This window comes from Pseudomonas sp. NBB (assembly GCF_032701105.1).
Lineage (GTDB): Bacteria > Pseudomonadota > Gammaproteobacteria > Pseudomonadales > Pseudomonadaceae > Aquipseudomonas > Aquipseudomonas asiatica.
Window position 1 is genome coordinate 1,865,390 of the sequence record NZ_CP103994.1, and the last position, 18,894, is coordinate 1,884,283.

Here is an 18,894-nt window from a genome sequence, read left to right on the forward strand (position 1 = left end):
CCTCAGACCAGCGCGTTGCGTTTGGCCATTTCAATCAGATCGACCAGTGTATTGACCTGAAGTTTGTGCATGAGGCGCTTCTTGTAGGTACTGACGGTCTTGCTGCTGAGGAACATGCCCTTGGCAATTTCCTTGTTGCTGCGGCCCTGGGCGAATAGTTGAAGCACCATCAGTTCGCGGTCATTAACCTGACGGAAAAGTTGCAGGTCGGCATCTATCGCCTGGTTATGCTTGATTGCCTGGCTGGGGAAATAGTTGTAACCAGCCAGCACGGCCTTTACTGCACTGAGCAGTTCGCTCAGGTCCTCCTGCTTGCACACATAGCCTGCAGCACCCGAGTGCATGCAGCGTACGGCAAACAATGCGGGAGATTGCGCGGTCAGTACCAGTACCTTCACGGGCAAGGCCATGGCCTGGAACCGGGCAAGCACCTCCAGCCCGTCCAGTTTGGGGATGCTGATGTCGAGGATGACCAGGTCTGGGGCGGCTTCGCGAATCATCTGCATGGCGTCCACGCCGTTGTCCGACTCGCCGACAACCTTGTAATTCTGGTTTTCCAGCAACATACGAACGGCCAGGCGGATGACGGGATGGTCGTCGACGATAAATATGGAATGCATGTTCAACTTCCCTGCGGGCGATTGAGGGTGACAGGCGGCACCTTATCGCAGTTGAAAGTCATCGGGCATGCGAGGAAGGGCTATTAGCCCTATATGGGAAATGGCTTACAAGATAAAACAATTCGGGCTACGAAATAAGCGCGTTTAATTCATTGTCAAAGCGTGATTGGTAACTTTTCATTTACTTTTATTCGTGCCGTTTAACTTTCCGCCAGTATATGTAGGAAGTTTCCCACAATATGCGGTGCAGCTACGGGCGATGTCCGGGCTGCACCGGCAGGGCTCAGGTCGGGCTGGAGCGCCCGGTCATTTCCCGGGCCATTTCACTGGCATAGCTGTCGGTCATCCCCGCGATGAAGTCGATCATGCGCAGGAAGGCGCTGTGCAGCGAGCCGTGTGGGTCGGGGGCATTGTTGCCGATCAGGTCCAGTACCCGGCGGCTCTTGAACGACGGCGTGCGTCCGCCGTGCTGCTCGAGGGCGGCCCCGCAGAAGGTGTTCAGCAAGATTTCCAGCGTGGTGTAGGCGCCGATCTCGTGCAGGGTCTTGCGCTTGTCCTGGAAGATCTTGTTGCGTGCCATGTCCTTGGCCTGCAGTACGCAGCGCTTGGCCGGGCCGTGCATGTGTTCGACCAGGTCGCCCGCCAGCTGGCCGGCCAGCAAGGCTTGCTGCTGCTCGACGAAGGCGCGGGCGGCAGCGTTGGTCAGGTGCTCGATGGCCTTGCCGCGCAGGATCGCCAGCTTGCGCCGCCGGGAATCGCCAGGGCCGAGCTGACGGTAGGTTTCCGGCAGGTCATCGCCGACCAGATCGAGCAGCAGTGCTTCGACTTCGGCGTATTGCAGCAGCTCCATTTCCAGGCCGTCTTCCAGGTCGATCAGCGCGTAGCAGATGTCATCTGCAGCCTCCATCAGGTAGACCAGCGGGTGGCGCGCCCAGCGCTGGTGTTCCAGTTGCGGCAGGCCGAGCTTGCGGGCGATCTGCTCGAGCAGCGGCAGTTCGCTCTGGTAACTGCCGAACTTGTGCTTCTTGTAGCCCAGGGCGTCGGCGTGGCGTGCGCTCCACGGGTACTTCAGGTAAGTGCCGAGGGTGGCATAGGTCAGCCGAGTACCGCCGTCGAACTGGTGGTACTCCAGCTGGGTGAGTACGCGAAAGCCTTGGGCGTTACCTTCGAAATTGAGGAAGTCGGCGCGCTCGTCGTCGCTCATGTCATCCAGCCAGCCACGCCCGGCGGCCTGCTGGAACCAGTGCCGGATGGCGTCTTCGCCAGAGTGGCCGAACGGTGGGTTGCCGATGTCATGGGCCAGGCAAGCCGACTGCACGATCATCCCCAGGTCGCTGGGGGCGCACCAGTCCGGCAGGCTGTCGCGCAGGGTTTCGCCGACGCGCATTCCCAGCGAGCGGCCGACGCAGCTGACTTCCAGCGAGTGGGTCAGGCGTGTATGGATATGGTCGTTGCTGGAAACCGGGTGCACCTGGGTCTTGCGCCCGAGGCGGCGGAAGGCACCGGAGAAGATGATGCGGTCGTGGTCCTTGTGGAAGGGGCTGCGCCCGAGTTCATCGGCGCTGTACAGGGCTTTGCCCAGGCGTTCGCGGGTGAGCAGGGTGTGCCAGTCCAAGGCGCGGTCTCCTGTGGATCGAGGGGTATAGCTTCCGGTGTCCGGAAGGGCAGCGCAAGAGGTAAGCCTGTAATGGCCCTATCGCCGGCAAGCCGGCTCCCACAGGGATTGCACATGGCTGGAGGCCGATGCGATCGAGGTGGGAGCCGGCTTGCCGGCGATAGGGCCGGTGCAGTCGACGGAAAACGCTCAGGGGCGGCGGCTGCCTTGCAGGTACAGGCGCAGCAGCGGCAGCAGGCTGGTGCCCAGGCGCAACAGCCGCGCCAGGTTGCCGCTGCGCACGCCCTTGCCGGTGAGGAAACCCAGCGCCACCACTGCGCCAATCCCCCAAAGCGGCGCATGCTTGATGCCCAGCCCGTCGTGCAACGAGCTGCCCATGCCGCGCACGCGGCGCAGTGGCTCAAGCAACTGCGCGGACTCGTGGCGGATTTCCTGGCGGTGCATTTCCATGCGCAGGCGCAGCAGCGCCTTGCGCAGTTCCCGCGGGTTTCGGGTGTTTGGCAATTCTGGCAGGCTCATGGCAACAGGCGCTCCCGGTCCTTGGCAAGTTCCTCGAGGGTGGCGCCGAAGGGCGACGACTCGTCGAACACCGCGGCCTTCAGGCGCAAGCCGCAATACAGCGCGGCTATGCCGTAGAACACGCACAGGCCAATGATGCCGGCCAGGCGATAGCTATCCCACAGCAGCACCAGCAACAGCCCGGACAACGCCGTCAGCAGAAGCAGGGCGAATACCAGGGCGAGGCCGGCGAACAGCAGCAGGCTCAAGGTGCGGCCCTTCTGCTCCTGCAATTCGATGCCGAACAGTTCGATGTGGCTGTGCAGCAGCCCCAGGGCAGCCGCCCCCAGGCGCTTGCCCGAGGCGCTGGCGCCGTTGGCGTCGTTCTCCATGGAAACCCCTCAGCGCCGGTTGGCCAGCAGGCCGATCAACAGGCCGACGCCAGCGGCAATGCCGATCGCCTGCCACGGTTTTTCCTGCACGTACTGTTCGGCACTGCTCAATGCTGCCTGGCCGCGTTCCCGCACCGAGTCCTGGGTCAGTTGCAGGGTTTCGCGGGCCTGGGTCAGGCGGTCGTGGATCTGTTCACGCAACTCGTCAGCCTGGTCGCCTGCCAGGTTGGCAGTGTCGGCCAGCAGCTTCTCGGTGTCGCGGACCAGTGCCTGGAAGTCAGCCATCAATATCTCTTGTGCAGTCTTTGCCGATTTGCTGGCCATGGGTATCTCCCTGTCGATGAGTGTTGGTAGTTCGAGTGATAGCACGCCCGGAAGGTTCAAGTACCGGCGCTGGTATGGGCCTTGCTAAGGCTTTGCCACGTTGCGGGGCGCCCTGGGCGGGTATTGCGCCGATTCAGGGCGTCAGCGCAGCGGATACCGATAAACCTTAACTCAATCCACGACAAACCCAAGAAAAAACCAAGCAGGCTCCGCCCGGTTCACCGAAACGGGGCAGGGAGCTGGCACCGATTCGGTGCAGGGATGCAGGTTCTTGAACTGTCCTGGTGCCTTTTCAGCAGGTCTGCCTATTTCATGGAAAACATGCACAGCGCGATGGACTCTCTGGTCCACGGTTCAAACACCCTGTTCATTCTCATGGGCGCCATCCTGGTGCTGGCCATGCATGCCGGCTTCGCGTTTCTCGAAGTGGGCACTGTACGCCACAAGAACCAGGTCAACGCCTTGTCGAAGATTCTCAGCGACTTCGCTATTTCGGCATTGGTGTACTTCTTCATCGGCTACTGGATCGCCTACGGGGTCAGCTTCTTCCAGCCGGCGGCAGCGCTGGCGGCCGATCATGGCTATGCGCTGGTCAAGTGCTTCTTCCTGCTGACCTTCGCTGCGGCGATCCCGGCAATCATCTCCGGGGGCATCGCGGAGCGGGCGCGATTTGTGCCGCAACTGTGTGCCACGGCGTTGATCGTAGCGTTCATCTATCCGTTCTTCGAGGGCGTGGTGTGGAACGGCAACCTGGGCGTTCAGGCCTGGTTGCAGGCACGCTTCGGCGCGCCGTTCCATGATTTTGCCGGCTCGGTGGTGGTGCATGCCATGGGCGGCTGGCTGGCGCTGGCGGCGGTGTTGCTGCTGGGCGCGCGCCGTGGGCGCTACCGCGATGGCCGGTTGGTGGCTTTTGCCCCGTCGAGCATTCCCTTTCTGGCATTGGGGTCGTGGATCCTGATCATCGGCTGGTTCGGCTTCAACGTCATGAGTGCCCAGACCCTGCAAGGTGTCAGCGGCCTGGTGGCGATCAACTCGCTGATGGCCATGGTCGGTGGCACCCTGTCGGCCTTGCTGGCCGGGCGTAACGACCCGGGCTTCCTGCATAACGGGCCGCTGGCCGGGCTGGTAGCGGTTTGTGCCGGTTCCGACCTGATGCACCCGATTGGTGCGCTGGCCACCGGTCTGGTGGCGGGTGCGCTGTTCGTCTGGACCTTCACCGCGGCGCAGAACCGCTGGAAGATCGACGATGTGCTGGGTGTGTGGCCGTTGCATGGCCTGTGCGGTGTATGGGGTGGCATGGCCTGCGGCATCTTCGGCCAGGAGGTGCTGGGTGGCATGGGCGGTGTCAGCCTGGTCAGCCAGTTGCTGGGCAGCCTGATGGGCGTGGTGGTGGCATTGGCCGGCGGTTTTGCCGTGTATGGTGCAATCCGCGCGCTGCATGGGCTGCGCTTGAGCCATGAGCAGGAATTCCAGGGCGCGGACCTGTCGCTACACCGTATCGGCGCCACCAGCCAGGATTGAGCCAGGTCAGGTGCACTGTGGGCAGGACGGACCTAGAATAGGTTTCTCCCTGCCAAAGCGGACTTGCCCCATGCTGCCTGAATGCCAACTGTTCGGCACCCTCGGCTGCCACCTGTGTGAAGTGGCCGAGGCCGTGCTGATGCCCTTCGTCGATCATGGCCTGCTGGTGGAACTGGTCGACATTGCCGAGAACGAAACTCTGTTCGAACGCTATGGCCTGATCATTCCGGTGCTGCGCCGTTGTGACAACGGCGCCGAGCTGCACTGGCCGTTCGATGCCGAACAGGTGGTGGCGTTTCTCGCGCAGTAATTGCGCCAGGGGAGGTCTGTCCCTGCTCCATGCGGTGTGCAGCGTTGTGATGATCCGCTGCCGGCACGTTGAGGCCGGCATTCTTCACCGGTCATCAGGAATCCAGCCATGCGCATTACCCCCCATTTCACCCTCGATGAAATGACTGTTTCGCAGCTCGCCGCCAGGGAAGGGCTCGACAATAATCCTCCAGCCGAGGCGCGTGCCAACCTGCAGTTGCTGTGCAATGCACTGGAGCAGGTGCGCGCGCTGTTCGGCGCACCGGTCATTGTCAGCAGCGGCTATCGCAGCCCCGCAGTCAACCAGCGTATTGGCGGGACGCTGACGAGCAAGCATCTGCAGGGGCTGGCGGCTGACTTCACGGTGATTGACGTGAGCCCGCGCGAGGTTGTGCGTCGGGTCAGCGAAAGCACCATCCCCTTCGACCAACTGATCCTCGAATTCGATGACTGGGTGCACCTGGCCGTGTCGCGCGGCGCCCCTCGGCGCCAGGTGTTGACCATCCGCAAAGGCACCGGCTATCTGCCGGGCCTGCAATGAAGCGCATTGACGGCGGTAAGAGGATATTCGTATGCTGTATATAAATACAGTGTCGAGGTGAAGCCATGCTCAATGTCGAGCAACTCAAGTACAGCGTCAACCGCATGCCCGTCGAGCGGGTGGCCGACGCTGTTCTGGAACTGCGCCTCGAAGGCCTGGTGACCGATGACCGCACGCCGTTCGGCAAGGTCCACTTCAATACCTGCTTCGCCGAGATCGAGGCCCTGTTCCAGCGTGCCGGCTATCACCGCGGGCTGGATGTGGTGGGGTATCAGGGGTTGCTGTATGCCCTCTACGACCCTGGGCGCTGGGAGCCGGTGCAGGTATTGCGCTGGTTGAAGGAGCGCTGCGAGGCCATTGCCCAGGCTGGTTGAGGGCGCGGGCTTGGGGGATAATGCGCGGCCGTGAACGTTTCGAGCCCTGCCATGACCACGCCTTTCGACCCCGCCCGCCAGCAAGCCAGCACGGTGTGCCTGCCCCCCGGTAACTGGGCGACGGTGCTCGACTGCCTGTGTGACCATTTCAAGGCCATCGACCGCGCCCAGTGGCTCGATCGTTTTGCTCGTGGCCGGGTGCTTGATGCCGAAGGGCGGGCGGTTTCTGCTGAACTGCCTTACAAGCGCGGTATGCGTTTGCACTACTTCCGTGAGGTGCCGAACGAGCGGCCGATCCCGGTGCAGGAGACCGTACTGCATGTGGATGAGCACCTGGTGGTAGCTGACAAGCCGCATTTCCTGCCAGTGACGCCGACTGGCGAATACGTCGAACAGACCTTGCTGCGCCGCCTGATCCGCCGCCTGGGCAACCCGCACCTGGTGCCGTTGCACCGTATCGACCGGCATACCGCCGGGCTTGTGCTGTTTTCCGCCAACCCGCAGAGCCGTAGTGCCTACCAACGGCTGTTCCCCGAACGACGTATCGACAAGCGCTACCAGGCCATTGCCGCGGCCATGCCGCATCACGATTTCCCGCTGGTGCACAAAAGCCGCCTGGTTCATGGCGAGCCGTTTTTCCGCATGCACGAGGTAGAGGGGGAGGCCAACAGCGAAACCCTGGCCGAAGTGCTGGAGAAGAATGGCGAGCTTTGGCGTTACGGGCTGTCGCCGGTAACTGGCAAGACCCATCAGTTGCGCGTGCACATGGCAGCGCTGGGGGCGGGGATCTGCAATGACCCATTCTATCCGCAGCTTCTCAACGACGAGGACGACTACCAGCGGCCGCTGAAGTTGCTGGCGCAGAGCCTGCGCTTTGCAGACCCGCTGAGCGGGGAAGAACGCTACTTCGAGAGCTGTTTGCAACTGGATTGGTAATGCTCACGCGCTCGTTGCATGAGCAACTGTCGTGAATGCACTCTGAAGGCTTGCGCGGCCCCCTGTGGGAGCGGGTTCACCCGCGAAGAAGCCTGCGCGCTGGATGGCACCGGCTTCGCCGGTGTTCGCGGGTGAACCCGCTCCCACAGTGATCGCGCAATCTTTTGGATTTTGAGCAAGACAGTTACTCCCACAGGTACGGCGCAGGTATAAAGTGCATGCCGTACCTGTGGAAGCCGCCTTAGCGGTTGAACCGCTCCACCAGCGAGTACTGGGTACCCGCCGTACTGGTCAGCTCTTCGCTGAGCAGCGCCGAGTGCTGGGCCTGTTCGGCAGTCTGGTCGGCCAGGTCGGCGATGGTGCTGATGTTGCGGCTGATCTCGTCCGCCACTGCAGTCTGCTCTTCGGTCGCTGCAGCAATCTGGGTAGCCATGTCGGTGATGTTGGCCACCGCTTCACTGATACCCACCAGCGCCTCGTCGGCCTGCATCACACGGTCGACGCCTTCCTGCGCCTGGCGATGGCCGGTTTCCATGGTCAGTACGGCATTGCTGGCGGTTTGTTGCAGCTTGGCGATCAGGCCGTGGATCTGCCCGGTGGATTCGGCAGTGCGCTGGGCCAGCTGGCGCACTTCGTCGGCCACCACGGCAAAGCCTCGGCCCATTTCACCGGCACGTGCCGCTTCGATGGCCGCGTTCAGCGCCAGCAGGTTGGTCTGGTCGGCGATGCCCTTGATCACATCGACCACGCCACCAATCTCGTCGCTGTCCTTGGCCAGTTGCGTCACCGTCTGGCCGGTTTCGCCCACCGCCGCCGACAGGCGCTCGATGGCCTCGCGGGTTTCACCGGCAATCTGCCGGCCCTGGCTGGTCAGGCGGTTGGCTTCCTGGGTGGCATCGGCGGTGCGCTGCACGTGGTTGGCCACTTCCTGGGTGGTGGCGGCCATCTGGTTGACTGCAGCGGCAACCTGCTCGGTCTCCACCCGTTGGCGCTCCAGGCCCGAAGAGCTCTTGTGCGCAAGCGCGTCAGACTGGCGCGCCTGTTCGCTGAGGTGTTCGGCGCTGTCCTGCAGGCGGGTCAGGCAGGTTTTCATGCGCGCGTCCTGGCTGAGCATGGCCATTTCCAGGCGCGCCTGCACGCCCCGGCTGTCGGTGTACATCTGCGCGATCAGCGGGTCGGAGGTGGTTTGCTCGGCCAGGCGCAGCAGGCGCTTGAGGCCGCGCTGCTGCCAGCTCAGGCCCAGCAGGCCCAGCGGTACGGAAAGCCCGGCAGCCAGGGCGAAGCCCCAGGAATGGCCCAGCCAGTTGCCGATCAGGAAGCCCACCTGGCTGATCAGGATGAACGGCAACCAGTCCTGCAGCACCGGTAGCCACTTGTCCCGGCGCGGTACCGGCGGCTTGCCCTGGTTGATGCGCTGGTACAGCGCCTCGGCGCGGCGGACCTGCTCGGCGGTGGGCTTGACCCGCACCGATTCGAAGCCGACCACCTGGTTGTTGTCGAAGATCGGCGTGACATAGGCGTTGACCCAGTAATGGTCGCCGGACTTGCAGCGGTTCTTGACGATGCCCATCCACGGCTGGCCCTGCTTGAGGGTTTGCCACATGTGGGCAAACACCGCTGGCGGCACATCGGGGTGACGCACCAGGTTATGCGGGGCACCGGTCAGTTCTTCGCGGGTGAAACCACTGATCTCGACGAAGGCATCGTTGCAGTAAGTGATCACACCTTTGGCATTGGTGGTGGAGATCAACCGCTGCTGGGCAGGGAAAGTCCGTTCTCTCTGGGTAATCGGCTGGTTGTTACGCATGGGTTGATAGTCCGCAGGGCTTTCGACTGGTATCGGCAAGCCGCTGGTTTTATTGAATGAATAATTAATGTGCTTGACCTGTGGCAACAGGCCATCACTTCGATCTGGGTTAGCCAACGAGCACGTTCAAGTAATTTAGCGTCATTATTTCGTTTTTACTGCTGTTTAATGACGGATAAGTCGAATGATGACCGACTGGCTAGCCAAGAGCCAGCATCGGATAGCTGAACAGGGTGAAATGCACCAGGTTCAGGCCAAAATGGCAGAGCACCGCAGCCGCCACGCCGCCCCAGCGGTACGCCAGGCCGTAGCCGATACCGGCAAGGGTAGCCAGGTATACCCATTGCCAGCCGGCCCCCAGGTGGGCCAGGCCGAACAGCAAGGCGGCGGCGAACAATGCCAGCCCTTGGTGGCGCAGCAGCCGTTGCAGGCCGGCCTGGATGTAGCCGCGGAACAACAGTTCTTCGGTCAGGCTTACCAGCAGCAGGTTGTTCAGCAGCCAGAGCCAGGCTTGGTCGGGCCATTTCGGGGCCCAGGCCAGCATGCCCATTGCCCAGGCGCCGCCCAGGCAGGCAAGCAGTGTCAGGGGCAGGGCGTACAGCAGGCTGGTCGCCAGGCCCTGGCTGCGCCACAGGAACAGCCAAGGGCAGGCCAGCAGCAGCCAGGCGCCGATCAGGGGTTTGTCCAGGTTCAGGTACATCGTGAAGGGCAGGGCGCCAGGGCTGAGGGCAACGCCGTCGATGACCTTGGCAGCGTTGAAGCCGGGCAGCCAGTGCAATGCCAGGGCGATGGCCAAGAGGATGAACAACGTGTGGCCGAGAGCTTGTTGCCAGCGCTGGGGGCGGCGAGCGAGTAGGGCGCTGGCAAGCAGGGCGAGAAAGGTTGGCAGGGTGGTGATGCCGAGGTTGCCCTGGCTCAGGGCGAGGGTGTAGCCGAGTGCCAGGAGTAAAAGTGCGATCAGGTGGAAGCGAGGCACGAGTGGTCCTTCTCGTTGAACAATATTGGGGCTGCACAGCAGCCCCAAGCATACGCGCCTCAACCAGCAATCAGCTGCCGCAACACATAATGCAATATTCCCCCCGCCTTGAAGTACTCCACTTCATTCACGGTATCGATCCGGCACAGCACCTCGATCTGCTCGTGCTGCCCATCCTCGCGGGTGATGCGCAAGGGCAGGCTCATGCCCGGGCGGATCTGTGTACCGTTCAAGCCCAGTACATCGATCTTCTCCTTGCCGGTCAGTCCCAGTTGCTTGCGGTTGTGGCCGGCCTTGAATTGCAGCGGCAGTACGCCCATGCCTACCAGGTTGGAGCGGTGAATGCGCTCGAAGCTTTCCGCCAGTACCGCTTTGACCCCCAGCAGGTTGGTGCCTTTGGCGGCCCAGTCGCGGCTCGAGCCGGTGCCATATTCCTGGCCGGCGATCACCACCAGCGGCGTGCCTTCCTGCTGGTAGCGCATGGCCGCGTCGTAGATCGACAGCTTCTCGCCACTGGGCACGTGCAGGGTGTTGCCACCTTCTTCGCCCGCCAGCATTTCGTTGCGGATGCGGATGTTGGCGAAGGTGCCGCGCATCATCACTTCATGGTTGCCACGCCGTGAGCCGTAGGAGTTGAAGTCGTGGGGTTCCACGCCCTGCTCACGCAGGTAGCGCCCGGCCGGGCTGTCGGCCTTTATGTTGCCGGCCGGGGAAATGTGGTCGGTGGTCACCGAGTCACCCAGTAGTGCCAGGATCCGCGCACCCTGGATGTCGGTGACCTGCGGGGGTGGCCCGCCGATGTCGTCGAAGAACGGCGGATGCTGGATATAGGTAGAATCGGCCTGCCACACGTAGGTGGCCGCCTGCGGTACCTCAATGGCCTGCCACTGTGCATCGCCGGCGAACACTTCGGCGTATTCCTTGTGGAACATCGCCGTGTCTACCTTGGCCACGGCAGCGGCAATTTCCTGCTGGCTGGGCCAGATGTCACGCAGGTACACCGGTTGACCATCCTTGCCAGTGCCCAGAGGGTCGCGGGTCAGGTCCAGGCGTACGCTGCCGGCCAGGGCATAGGCCACCACCAGTGGCGGCGAGGCCAGCCAGTTGGTCTTGACCAGCGGATGCACACGGCCTTCGAAGTTGCGGTTACCCGACAACACAGAAGCCACCGTGAGGTCGGCGCTGCCGATGGCTTTTTCGATCGCTTCATCCAGCGGGCCGGAGTTGCCGATGCAGGTTGTGCAGCCATAGCCGACCAGATCGAACCCCAATTGGTCCAGATAGGTGGTTAGCCCGGCGGCCTTGAAGTAGTCGGTGACCACCTTGGAGCCCGGCGCCAGCGAACTCTTGACCCAGGGTTTGCGTTGCAGGCCTTTCTCCAGGGCCTTTTTCGCCACCAGCCCGGCGGCCATCATCACACTGGGGTTCGAGGTGTTGGTACACGAGGTGATCGCGGCAATCACCACGGCGCCATCGCGCAGGGTGTGGGTCTGGCCTTCATGGCTGTAGTCGATCTCCCCAGCCTGGTCGGCGTTGCCCACCGCCACGCCGCCGCCACCTTCGCTTTCCAGGCGGCTGACCTCTTTGGCCAGCGGTTTGGGTTGCAGTTCGATGAAGTGGTCGAAGGCCTGGCTGACCTGGCCCAGGGCTACCCGGTCCTGCGGCCGCTTGGGCCCGGCCAGGCTGGCCTCGACCTCTTGCATGTCCAGCGCCAGGCTGTCGCTGAACAGTGGCTCCTGGCCCGGCTGCCGCCACAAGCCCTGGGCTTTGCAGTACTGCTCAACCAATTGCACCGTCGCCTCGGGGCGGCCGGACAGGCGCAGGTAGTCCAGGGTCACTTGGTCGACGGGGAAGAAGCCGCAGGTGGCACCGTATTCCGGGGCCATGTTGGCGATGGTTGCCCGGTCGGCCAAGGGCAGCTCTGCCAGGCCGTCGCCATAGAACTCGACGAACTTGCCCACCACGCCCTTCTTGCGCAGCATCTGCGTCACCGTCAGCACCAGGTCGGTGGCGGTGATGCCTTCGCGCAGCTTGCCGGTCAGCTTGAAGCCGATCACTTCAGGGATCAGCATCGACACCGGCTGGCCGAGCATGGCTGCCTCCGCTTCGATCCCGCCCACGCCCCAGCCAAGCACGCCCAGGCCATTGATCATGGTGGTATGCGAATCGGTACCGACCAGGGTGTCGGGGAAGGCGTAGGTGCGGCCATCGGCCTCACGGGTCCAGACGGTGCGGCCGAGGTATTCGAGGTTGACCTGGTGGCAAATACCAGTACCCGGCGGTACCACGCGGAAGTTGTCAAAGGCGCTCTGGCCCCAGCGCAGGAAGGCATAGCGCTCGCCGTTGCGCTGCATTTCGATGTCGACGTTCTCGCTGAAGGCCTGCGGCGTGCCGTAGCGGTCGACCATCACCGAATGGTCGATCACCAGGTCCACGGGTGAAAGCGGGTTGATCCTCTGCGGGTCGCCGCCGGCCTTGGCCATGGCAGCGCGCATGGCGGCCAGGTCGACCACGGCCGGCACACCGGTAAAGTCCTGCATCAGCACCCGCGCCGGGCGGTACTGGATCTCGCGGTCGGAGCGTCGCTCGCCCAGCCATTGGGCGAGCGCGCGCAGGTCGTCGCCGGTGACAGTCTTGCCGTCCTCCCAGCGCAGCAGGTTTTCCAGCAGTACCTTCAGCGACATGGGCAGGCGCTGCAGGTCGCCCAGTTGGCGGGCGGCCTCGGTGAGGCTGAAGTAGTGGTAGGTCTGGTCGCCGACCTTGAGGGATTTGAGGGTATTCAGGCTATCGAGCGAGGGCATTGCCAACTCCTTCTGCGCCGGTGCCTGGCAAGATATGCCGGTGGCACCGCTGTGTATCGATCCGCACGGCACGGACCTGGCTGAAAGGTCAGGTTAGACCGCTTTGCGTCATCTGACCCTTTTCTGGACCGGCGGGGCGTGTCGCAGGTTCCGATCTTCCTTTATCATCGCCGCCCTGCCGGCGCCTGTGGCGCGCCAGCCGTAGTGGAGTGAGAAATGAATACCCTGTTCATGCATTGCCGGCCCGGTTTCGAGGGTGAGGTGTGCGCCGAAATCAGCGAACATGCCGCCCGCCTGGGCGTTGCCGGCTATGCCAAAGGCAAGCCGCAGAGTGCCAGTGCCGAGTTTGTCTGTAGCGAGGAGGGCGGTGCCGAGCGCTTGATGGGGGAACTGCGCTTCAACCAGCTGATTTTCCCGCGGCAGTGGGCTCGTGGCGGTTATGTCGAACTGCCGGAAAGCGACCGTATCAGTGTGCTGCTGGCGCATCTGGCCGGGTTCCCGGTGTTCGGCAGCCTGTGGCTGGAGGTGCTGGACAGTAACGAGGGCAAGGAACTGTCCACCTTCTGCCGCAAGTTCGAGGTGCCGCTGCGCAAGGCTTTGGAAAAGGCCGGCCGCCTGGTCGACGATGCCAGCCGCCCACGCCTGCTGCTCACCTTCATCAGCGGCCGCCGGGTATTTGCCGGTGTTGCCCCGGCCAACAACAGTGCACTGTGGCCCATGGGCATCCCGCGCCTGAAATTCCCCCGCGAGGCGCCCAGCCGCTCGACGCTCAAACTGGAAGAGGCCTGGCACCAGTTCATCCCGCGCGAGCAGTGGGAGCAGCGCCTGGGCGATGACATGACCGGTGTCGACCTAGGAGCCTCGCCGGGTGGCTGGACCTACCAGCTGGTGCGCCGGGGCATGCTGGTGACCGCCATCGACAACGGGCCGATGGCCGAGAGCCTGATGGACACCGGCTTGGTCCAGCACCTGATGGCCGATGGTTTCACCTGGCAACCGAAGCAGCCGGTGGACTGGATGGTGTGCGACATCGTCGAGAAACCGGCCCGTACCACCTCGCTGATCGAGACCTGGCTGGGCGAGGGGTTGTGCCGTGAAGCTGTGGTCAACCTGAAGCTGCCGATGAAACAGCGTTATGCCGAAGTACGCCGGCTGCTCGACCGCATGGAGGCGACCTTCAAGGCGCGCAAGATCAAGGTGTCGATTGCTTGCAAGCAGTTGTATCACGACCGTGAGGAAGTGACCTGCCATCTGCGCCGGTTGGACTTGAAGCCGCGCTAGCACAGCGAACTGCTTTGCTCTTGCTCTTGCTCTTGCTTCGGCTTTTGCTTCTAAGCGCGCGATAGTTCAGGCGCCGCCGATTGCGACTTCAGGAGGCCGAGCGAAGGGACTGCGGAGGGAGGTGACGGGCATGGATGCCCGTCAAGCGCTGAGGCCCCATGGATGGGGCCTGCAGCGCGTACTCCCGGGAGCAGGCCCGTAGCGAGGGGACCCCGGAGCGCAGCGTAGAGGCCGGATGATGGGAGCGCAGCGTTTTTTGGTTACTTTTTGTCGCGTTTGACAAAAAGTGACCCGCCGTAAGGGCGGAAAGGTGATTAAGCGCCACCTTCGCAAATGAATGTTGACCTTGTTGTTGATGCCCACGCTTGAAAGCGAAGAGCGAAGAGCGAAGAGCGAAGAGCGAAGAGCGAAGAGCGGAAAAGTACTGGTCTTGATCTCGCGCATAGTCCATTTACGATGGCGACGCATACTCACCTTTTCGCCCTTACGGCGAGTCACTTTTTGCCAAACGCGGCAAAAAGTAACCAAAAAACGCTGCGCTCCCATCATCCGGCCCCTGCGCTGCGCTCCGGGGTCCCCTCGCGCCGGTCTTGCTCCCGGGAGTACGCGCTGCAGGCCCCATCCATGGGGCCTCAGCGCTTGACGGGCATCCATGCCCGTCACCTCCCTCCGCAAGCCCTCTGCTCGGCCTCCTGAAGTCGCGAAGATCAAGATCAAGATCAAGATCAAGATCAAGATCAAGATCAAGATCAAGATCAAGATCAAGATCAAGATCAAGATCAAGATCAAGATCAAGATCAAGATCAAGATCAAGATCAAGATCAAGATCAAGATCAAGATCAAGATCAAAATCAAAATCAGGAGCAGGAGCAGGAGCAGGAGCAGGAGCAGGAGCAGGAGCAGGAGCAGGAGCAGGAGCAGGAGCAGGAGCAGGAGCAGGGCGCGTCTTCACAGGCGGTGCTTGGACCACGTCGCGCGATGCGCGACAATAGCGATCATTTGCGGAGCCCCCCATGACCGATTTCACCCCCGACGCCATCCTCGACGCCACCGGCCTGAACTGCCCGGAACCGGTAATGATGCTGCACCAGCACGTGCGCAACCTGGCCGCTGGCGGCCTGCTCAAGGTCATCGCCACCGACCCCTCGACCCGCCGCGATATCCCCAAGTTCTGCAACTTCCTCGGCCACGAACTGCTGCAGCAGCAGGAAGACGCCGGTACCTTCCTGTACTGGATCCGCAAGAAAGCCGACTGAACCGCTCTGGAACACGCCCGGCGTTGCGCCTACACTGCGTTCCCCAGACAGGAGAGCGCCATGCTGATAGTTGCCGACGAGAACATCCCGCTGCTCGATGCCTTCTTCCAGGGTTTCGGCGAAATCCGCCGTTACCCCGGCCGAAGCCTCGATGCCGCCAGCGTAAGGGACGCCGACATTCTACTGGTGCGCTCGGTGACCAAGGTCGACCGCCAGTTGCTCGAAGGCAGCCGCGTGCGCTTCGTCGGCACCTGCACCATCGGCACCGACCACCTCGACCTGAACTACTTTGCCGAAGCCGGCATCCACTGGAGCAGCGCACCGGGCTGCAATGCCCGCGGCGTGGTCGATTACGTTCTGGGCAGCCTGCTGACCCTGGCCGAGCTGGATGGCGTGGCACTGCCCGAGCGCGTGTATGGCGTAGTGGGCGCGGGTGAGGTGGGTGGCCGCCTGGTGCGGGTGCTGCACGGCCTTGGCTGGAAGGTACTGGTATGCGACCCGCTGCGCCAGGCCGCCGAGGGCGGTGACTACGTCAGCCTCGAGACCATCCTGCAACAGTGCGATGTGATCAGCCTGCACACCCCCTTGCAGCGTGGCGGCGACCACCCGACCTGGCACCTGCTGGGCCAGGCGCAGCTGGCGCAGTTGCGCCCGGGTGCCTGGCTGGTCAATGCCAGCCGTGGCCCGGTAGTGGACAACGCCGCCCTGCGCGAATTGCTGCTGGACCGCGAAGACCTGCATGCGGTGCTGGATGTGTGGGAGGGTGAGCCGCAGGTCGACCTGCAACTGGCCGACCTGTGCACATTGGCTTCGCCGCACATTGCCGGCTATAGCCTTGACGGCCGCCAGCGTGGTACGGCGCAGATCTACCAGGCGCTGTGCCGCTTCCTCGGTGTGGATGAACAGGTGCAACTGGCCGACTTGCTGCCCCGGCCACCGCTGGCGCAGATCGAACTGGATGCCAGCACCGACCCGGCCTGGGCCTTGGCCACCCTTTGCCGCGCAGTGTACGACCCACGCCGCGACGATGCCGATTTCCGCCGCAGCCTCAGCGACGACCCGCAGCAGCAGCGCGCAGCGTTCGACCAGTTGCGCAAGCAGTACCCGCCACGGCGCGAGATCGAGGGGCTGGCGGTGCGCGTGCGCGGGGAGTCGCCGCAGTTGGCGCAGCTGGTCAGTGCCTTGGGTGGGGTGTTGGTCTGACAGCCATTTGAAAGCTGTGCCGGCCTCTTCGCGGGTAAACCCGCTCCCACAGGTAGCCCGCTGACCTCAAGGCTTGTGTTGTCCCTGTGGGAGCGGGTTTACCCGCGAAAGGGCCGGTACAGGATTCAGGCAAATAAAAACCCGGCGCAAGCGCCGGGTTGCAAGGAATTCGCCGATCAACCTTTGCGTACGCGCTCGACCCGGCTTTCTTCCAGGGCCTTGCAGGCCTGCTGGATCATCTGCTCGGTGATCGGTACTTCGCGCCCCTTCGCATCGATGATCGAACCGCACACCTGCGGCGGTGGTGTGGTCCGGGGCTTCTGGTTGTCGCTGCCATGCTGCAAGCTCATGTATTGTCTCCTCATCAGGTTCAAGCGCAGGTTAACCCTGTGCCGTGACTGGCCTGTGACAGTACCTGCAGGGTCACGGCAGGCACAGTCCAACAGAAACGGCAGTAAAGCTCCATAGCCTGGTTAGACCGATAGGCTATAGCAACCCTGCAAGGGTTCCACAGGCGTGGATGAGTGGTAGGCTGCGGTTTCCCACCATTGTGGTCAGCGCCATGCCCGAATCGGTTTCCCCACGTCAACGCCGCGCCTTGCGCCTGGGTTGGCAGTTTGTCCGTCCTTACCGTCGCCAGGTGATGCTTGCCTTGCTGGCCCTGGTAGTCACCGCCGCCATCACCCTGTCCATGGGCCAGGGCATCCGCCTGCTGGTGGACCAGGGCTTCATGACCCGCTCCGCGCATCAGCTCAACCAGACCATCGGCCTGTTCCTGCTGCTGGTGTTGGCCCTGGCGGTGGGTACCTTCAGCCGCTTCTACCTGGTGTCGTGGATCGGCGAGCGCTGCGTGGCCGATATCCGTCGAGCCGTGTTCGACCACCTGATCGGTTTGCATCCCGGGTTTTTCGAAGACAACCGCAGCTCCGAGATCCAGTCGCGCCTGACCGCCGACACCACCTTGCTGCAATCGGTAATCGGCTCTTCGCTGTCGATGTTCCTGCGCAACGCGCTGATGGTCATCGGTGGTGTGGTGTTGCTGTTTATCACCAATCCCAAGCTCACCAGCATCGTGGTGGTGGCCCTGCCGCTGGTGCTGGCGCCGATCCTGCTGTTTGGCCGCCGGGTACGCAGCCTGTCGCGGCAGAGCCAGGACCGGGTAGCCGATGTGGGCAGCTATGTGGCCGAGACCCTCGGGCAGATCAAGACCGTGCAGGCCTACAACCACCAGGCGCATGACCGCCAGCTGTTCGCCGGTACGGTCGAAGCGGCTTTTGCCGTGGCCCGGCAGCGTATTGCCCAGCGTGCCTGGCTTATCACCCTGGTGATCGTGCTGGTACTGGGAGCGGTGGGGGTGATGTTGTGGGTTGGCGGCATGGATGTGATCGCCGGAGGCATTTCCGCGGGCGAACTGGCCGCGTTCGTGTTCTACAGCCTGATCGTCGGCAGTGCCTTCGGCACCCTCAGCGAGGTAATCGGCGAGTTGCAAAGGGCGGCGGGCGCCGCCGAGCGCATTGCCGAACTGTTGGCGGCGCGCAGTGCAATCCTGCCGCCCGCCGTGGCGCAGGTGCTGCCGCAGCAGCGGGCCAGTGGGCGTATCGAGCTGCAGCAGTTGGTGTTCGCCTATCCGTCACGGCCCTCGGTGGCGGCTGTCGATGGCCTGAGCCTGACCATCGAGCCGGGGCAGACCGTGGCACTGGTGGGCCCGTCGGGGGCGGGCAAGTCGACCTTGTTCGATTTGTTGCTGCGCTTCTACGACCCCCAGCAGGGGTGCATCCTTCTCGATGGCAAGGCGATCACCGAACTTGACCCCAATCACCTGCGCCAGCAGTTCGCCCTGGTGGCACAGAACCCCTCGCTGTTTCGCGGCACGGTCGAGGCCAACATCCGCTATGGCCGGCCCGAGGCGACCCTGGCCGAGGTCGAGGCAGCCGCCCGGGGTGCCCATGCCGACGCATTCATCCGGCAATTGCCGCAGGGCTACCAGACACAGCTGGGCGAGGGCGGCATCGGCTTGTCCGGCGGGCAGCGGCAGCGCCTGGCCATTGCCCGTGCGTTGCTGGTCGATGCGCCGATCCTGTTGCTGGACGAAGCCACCAGCGCACTCGACGCACAAAGCGAACACCTTATCCAGCAGGCGCTGCCCAGCCTGATGGCCGGGCGCACCACACTGGTGATCGCCCATCGTCTGGCTACGGTCCAGCATGCCGACCGTATCGCGGTCATCGACAAGGGCAGGCTGGTGGCGGTGGGGACGCATCGCCAGTTGATCGAAGAGAGCCCGCTTTATGCGCGGCTTGCGGCCTTGCAGTTCACCACGGGGTAGCTTGTAGTGGCCTCGTAACATTTCTGTAGTACTTGCCTGAGAGTATCTAGCTCAACTGTTGCGTAAGTGCTCGACCTGGCTGCCATTGCTTGATGGCAGCCTTTTTTTGGCCTG

19 protein-coding genes are annotated in these 18,894 nt (G+C 63.1%); 9 read left to right on the forward strand and 10 right to left on the reverse strand.

The window, feature by feature from the left end:
* Nucleotides 1-2: 2 nt before the first annotated feature.
* From NY023_RS08690 to NY023_RS08710, 5 genes are all read right to left on the reverse strand, one after another.
* Entirely contained in the window at nt 3-620 is a 618-nt protein-coding gene (locus NY023_RS08690) for a response regulator transcription factor (RefSeq protein ID WP_024086568.1), read from the reverse strand.
* A gap of 283 nt (nt 621-903) precedes the next feature.
* Nucleotides 904-2,235, reverse strand: coding sequence for a deoxyguanosinetriphosphate triphosphohydrolase (locus NY023_RS08695; protein ID WP_013971681.1), 1,332 nt, complete (start codon nt 2,233-2,235; stop codon nt 904-906).
* A gap of 189 nt (nt 2,236-2,424) precedes the next feature.
* Nucleotides 2,425-2,754, reverse strand: a complete 330-nt coding sequence (locus tag NY023_RS08700; protein WP_013971682.1) for a hypothetical protein — start codon at nt 2,752-2,754, stop codon at nt 2,425-2,427.
* Complete coding sequence (locus NY023_RS08705; RefSeq protein WP_013971683.1) at nt 2,751-3,125, reverse strand: phage holin family protein; 375 nt, start codon at nt 3,123-3,125, stop codon at nt 2,751-2,753. Before NY023_RS08705 ends, NY023_RS08700 begins: the two co-directional genes overlap by 4 nt.
* Before the next feature lie 9 nt (nt 3,126-3,134).
* Nucleotides 3,135-3,449, reverse strand: a complete 315-nt coding sequence (locus NY023_RS08710; protein WP_013971684.1) for a YqjD family protein — start codon at nt 3,447-3,449, stop codon at nt 3,135-3,137.
* Nucleotides 3,450-3,761: 312 nt separating this feature from the next.
* Here NY023_RS08710 and NY023_RS08715 point away from each other — a divergent pair, with 312 nt between their 5' ends.
* From NY023_RS08715 to NY023_RS08735, 5 genes are all read left to right on the forward strand, one after another.
* Complete coding sequence (locus tag NY023_RS08715; protein ID WP_015269506.1) at nt 3,762-4,970, forward strand: ammonium transporter; 1,209 nt, start codon at nt 3,762-3,764, stop codon at nt 4,968-4,970.
* Between the two features lie 70 nt (nt 4,971-5,040).
* Nucleotides 5,041-5,280, forward strand: a complete 240-nt coding sequence (locus NY023_RS08720) for a glutaredoxin family protein (protein ID WP_004376101.1) — start codon at nt 5,041-5,043, stop codon at nt 5,278-5,280.
* A 108-nt stretch (nt 5,281-5,388) separates the two neighbouring features.
* Nucleotides 5,389-5,820: a D-Ala-D-Ala carboxypeptidase family metallohydrolase gene (locus NY023_RS08725; protein ID WP_013971686.1), complete on the forward strand. Its 432-nt coding sequence runs from the start codon at nt 5,389-5,391 to the stop codon at nt 5,818-5,820.
* Between the two features lie 65 nt (nt 5,821-5,885).
* On the forward strand, nt 5,886-6,194 hold the full coding sequence (locus NY023_RS08730; RefSeq protein WP_004376097.1) for a hypothetical protein: 309 nt from the start codon (nt 5,886-5,888) through the stop codon (nt 6,192-6,194).
* A gap of 51 nt (nt 6,195-6,245) precedes the next feature.
* Nucleotides 6,246-7,130, forward strand: coding sequence for a pseudouridine synthase (locus NY023_RS08735; RefSeq protein WP_044046929.1), 885 nt, complete (start codon nt 6,246-6,248; stop codon nt 7,128-7,130).
* 241 nt (nt 7,131-7,371) lie between these two features.
* Here NY023_RS08735 and NY023_RS08740 read toward each other — a convergent pair whose 3' ends face one another.
* From NY023_RS08740 to acnA, 3 genes are all read right to left on the reverse strand, one after another.
* Nucleotides 7,372-8,937, reverse strand: coding sequence for a methyl-accepting chemotaxis protein (locus tag NY023_RS08740; protein WP_023661721.1), 1,566 nt, complete (start codon nt 8,935-8,937; stop codon nt 7,372-7,374).
* A gap of 199 nt (nt 8,938-9,136) precedes the next feature.
* On the reverse strand, nt 9,137-9,913 hold the full coding sequence (locus NY023_RS08745; RefSeq protein WP_013971689.1) for a CPBP family intramembrane glutamic endopeptidase: 777 nt from the start codon (nt 9,911-9,913) through the stop codon (nt 9,137-9,139).
* Between the two features lie 59 nt (nt 9,914-9,972).
* Entirely contained in the window at nt 9,973-12,714 is a 2,742-nt protein-coding gene (gene acnA, locus NY023_RS08750) for an aconitate hydratase AcnA (protein ID WP_024086573.1), read from the reverse strand.
* Nucleotides 12,715-12,930: 216 nt separating this feature from the next.
* Between acnA and rlmM the strand changes: the two genes are divergently transcribed.
* Nucleotides 12,931-13,995, forward strand: coding sequence for a 23S rRNA (cytidine(2498)-2'-O)-methyltransferase RlmM (rlmM, locus tag NY023_RS08755; protein ID WP_013971691.1), 1,065 nt, complete (start codon nt 12,931-12,933; stop codon nt 13,993-13,995).
* Between the two features lie 484 nt (nt 13,996-14,479).
* On the opposite strand, the gene NY023_RS08760 is transcribed toward rlmM, so the two are convergent.
* Nucleotides 14,480-15,022 carry a hypothetical protein gene (locus tag NY023_RS08760; protein WP_316927892.1) on the reverse strand — a complete coding sequence of 181 codons (543 nt, stop codon included), beginning with the start codon at nt 15,020-15,022 and terminating at the stop codon, nt 14,480-14,482.
* Between NY023_RS08760 and tusA the strand changes: the two genes are divergently transcribed.
* Together tusA and pdxB are read left to right on the forward strand one after the other, a co-directional pair.
* Nucleotides 15,009-15,251, forward strand: a complete 243-nt coding sequence (gene tusA, locus NY023_RS08765) for a sulfurtransferase TusA (RefSeq protein ID WP_003248727.1) — start codon at nt 15,009-15,011, stop codon at nt 15,249-15,251. The genes NY023_RS08760 and tusA overlap by 14 nt on opposite strands.
* A 60-nt stretch (nt 15,252-15,311) precedes the next feature.
* Nucleotides 15,312-16,454: a 4-phosphoerythronate dehydrogenase PdxB gene (gene pdxB / locus NY023_RS08770; protein ID WP_013971692.1), complete on the forward strand. Its 1,143-nt coding sequence runs from the start codon at nt 15,312-15,314 to the stop codon at nt 16,452-16,454.
* Nucleotides 16,455-16,630: 176 nt separating this feature from the next.
* Here the strand turns inward: pdxB and NY023_RS08775 are convergent, their stop codons facing one another.
* On the reverse strand, nt 16,631-16,804 hold the full coding sequence (locus NY023_RS08775) for a PA1571 family protein (RefSeq protein WP_013971693.1): 174 nt from the start codon (nt 16,802-16,804) through the stop codon (nt 16,631-16,633).
* A gap of 212 nt (nt 16,805-17,016) precedes the next feature.
* On the opposite strand from NY023_RS08775, the gene NY023_RS08780 reads away from it, so the two are divergent.
* Nucleotides 17,017-18,780, forward strand: a complete 1,764-nt coding sequence (locus NY023_RS08780; protein WP_013971694.1) for an ABC transporter transmembrane domain-containing protein — start codon at nt 17,017-17,019, stop codon at nt 18,778-18,780.
* Nucleotides 18,781-18,894: the final 114 nt, after the last annotated feature.

Excerpts from the sequence above, each read along its gene's own strand:
- NY023_RS08690 (WP_024086568.1), bottom strand. The coding sequence starts at position 620 with ATGCATTCCATATTTATCGTCGACGACCATCCCGTCATCCGCCTGGCC.
- NY023_RS08735 (WP_044046929.1), top strand. The coding sequence starts at position 6,246 with ATGACCACGCCTTTCGACCCCGCCCGCCAGCAAGCCAGCACGGTGTGC.
- NY023_RS08715 (WP_015269506.1), top strand. The coding sequence starts at position 3,762 with ATGGAAAACATGCACAGCGCGATGGACTCTCTGGTCCACGGTTCAAAC.
- NY023_RS08700 (WP_013971682.1), bottom strand. The coding sequence starts at position 2,754 with ATGAGCCTGCCAGAATTGCCAAACACCCGAAACCCGCGGGAACTGCGC.
- acnA (WP_024086573.1), bottom strand. The coding sequence starts at position 12,714 with ATGCCCTCGCTCGATAGCCTGAATACCCTCAAATCCCTCAAGGTCGGC.
- NY023_RS08775 (WP_013971693.1), bottom strand. The coding sequence starts at position 16,804 with ATGAGCTTGCAGCATGGCAGCGACAACCAGAAGCCCCGGACCACACCA.
- NY023_RS08730 (WP_004376097.1), top strand. The coding sequence starts at position 5,886 with ATGCTCAATGTCGAGCAACTCAAGTACAGCGTCAACCGCATGCCCGTC.
- pdxB (WP_013971692.1), top strand. The coding sequence starts at position 15,312 with ATGCTGATAGTTGCCGACGAGAACATCCCGCTGCTCGATGCCTTCTTC.
- NY023_RS08725 (WP_013971686.1), top strand. The coding sequence starts at position 5,389 with ATGCGCATTACCCCCCATTTCACCCTCGATGAAATGACTGTTTCGCAG.
- NY023_RS08720 (WP_004376101.1), top strand. The coding sequence starts at position 5,041 with ATGCTGCCTGAATGCCAACTGTTCGGCACCCTCGGCTGCCACCTGTGT.
- tusA (WP_003248727.1), top strand. The coding sequence starts at position 15,009 with ATGACCGATTTCACCCCCGACGCCATCCTCGACGCCACCGGCCTGAAC.
- NY023_RS08740 (WP_023661721.1), bottom strand. The coding sequence starts at position 8,937 with ATGCGTAACAACCAGCCGATTACCCAGAGAGAACGGACTTTCCCTGCC.
- NY023_RS08710 (WP_013971684.1), bottom strand. The coding sequence starts at position 3,449 with ATGGCCAGCAAATCGGCAAAGACTGCACAAGAGATATTGATGGCTGAC.
- NY023_RS08705 (WP_013971683.1), bottom strand. The coding sequence starts at position 3,125 with ATGGAGAACGACGCCAACGGCGCCAGCGCCTCGGGCAAGCGCCTGGGG.
- rlmM (WP_013971691.1), top strand. The coding sequence starts at position 12,931 with ATGAATACCCTGTTCATGCATTGCCGGCCCGGTTTCGAGGGTGAGGTG.
- NY023_RS08780 (WP_013971694.1), top strand. The coding sequence starts at position 17,017 with ATGCCCGAATCGGTTTCCCCACGTCAACGCCGCGCCTTGCGCCTGGGT.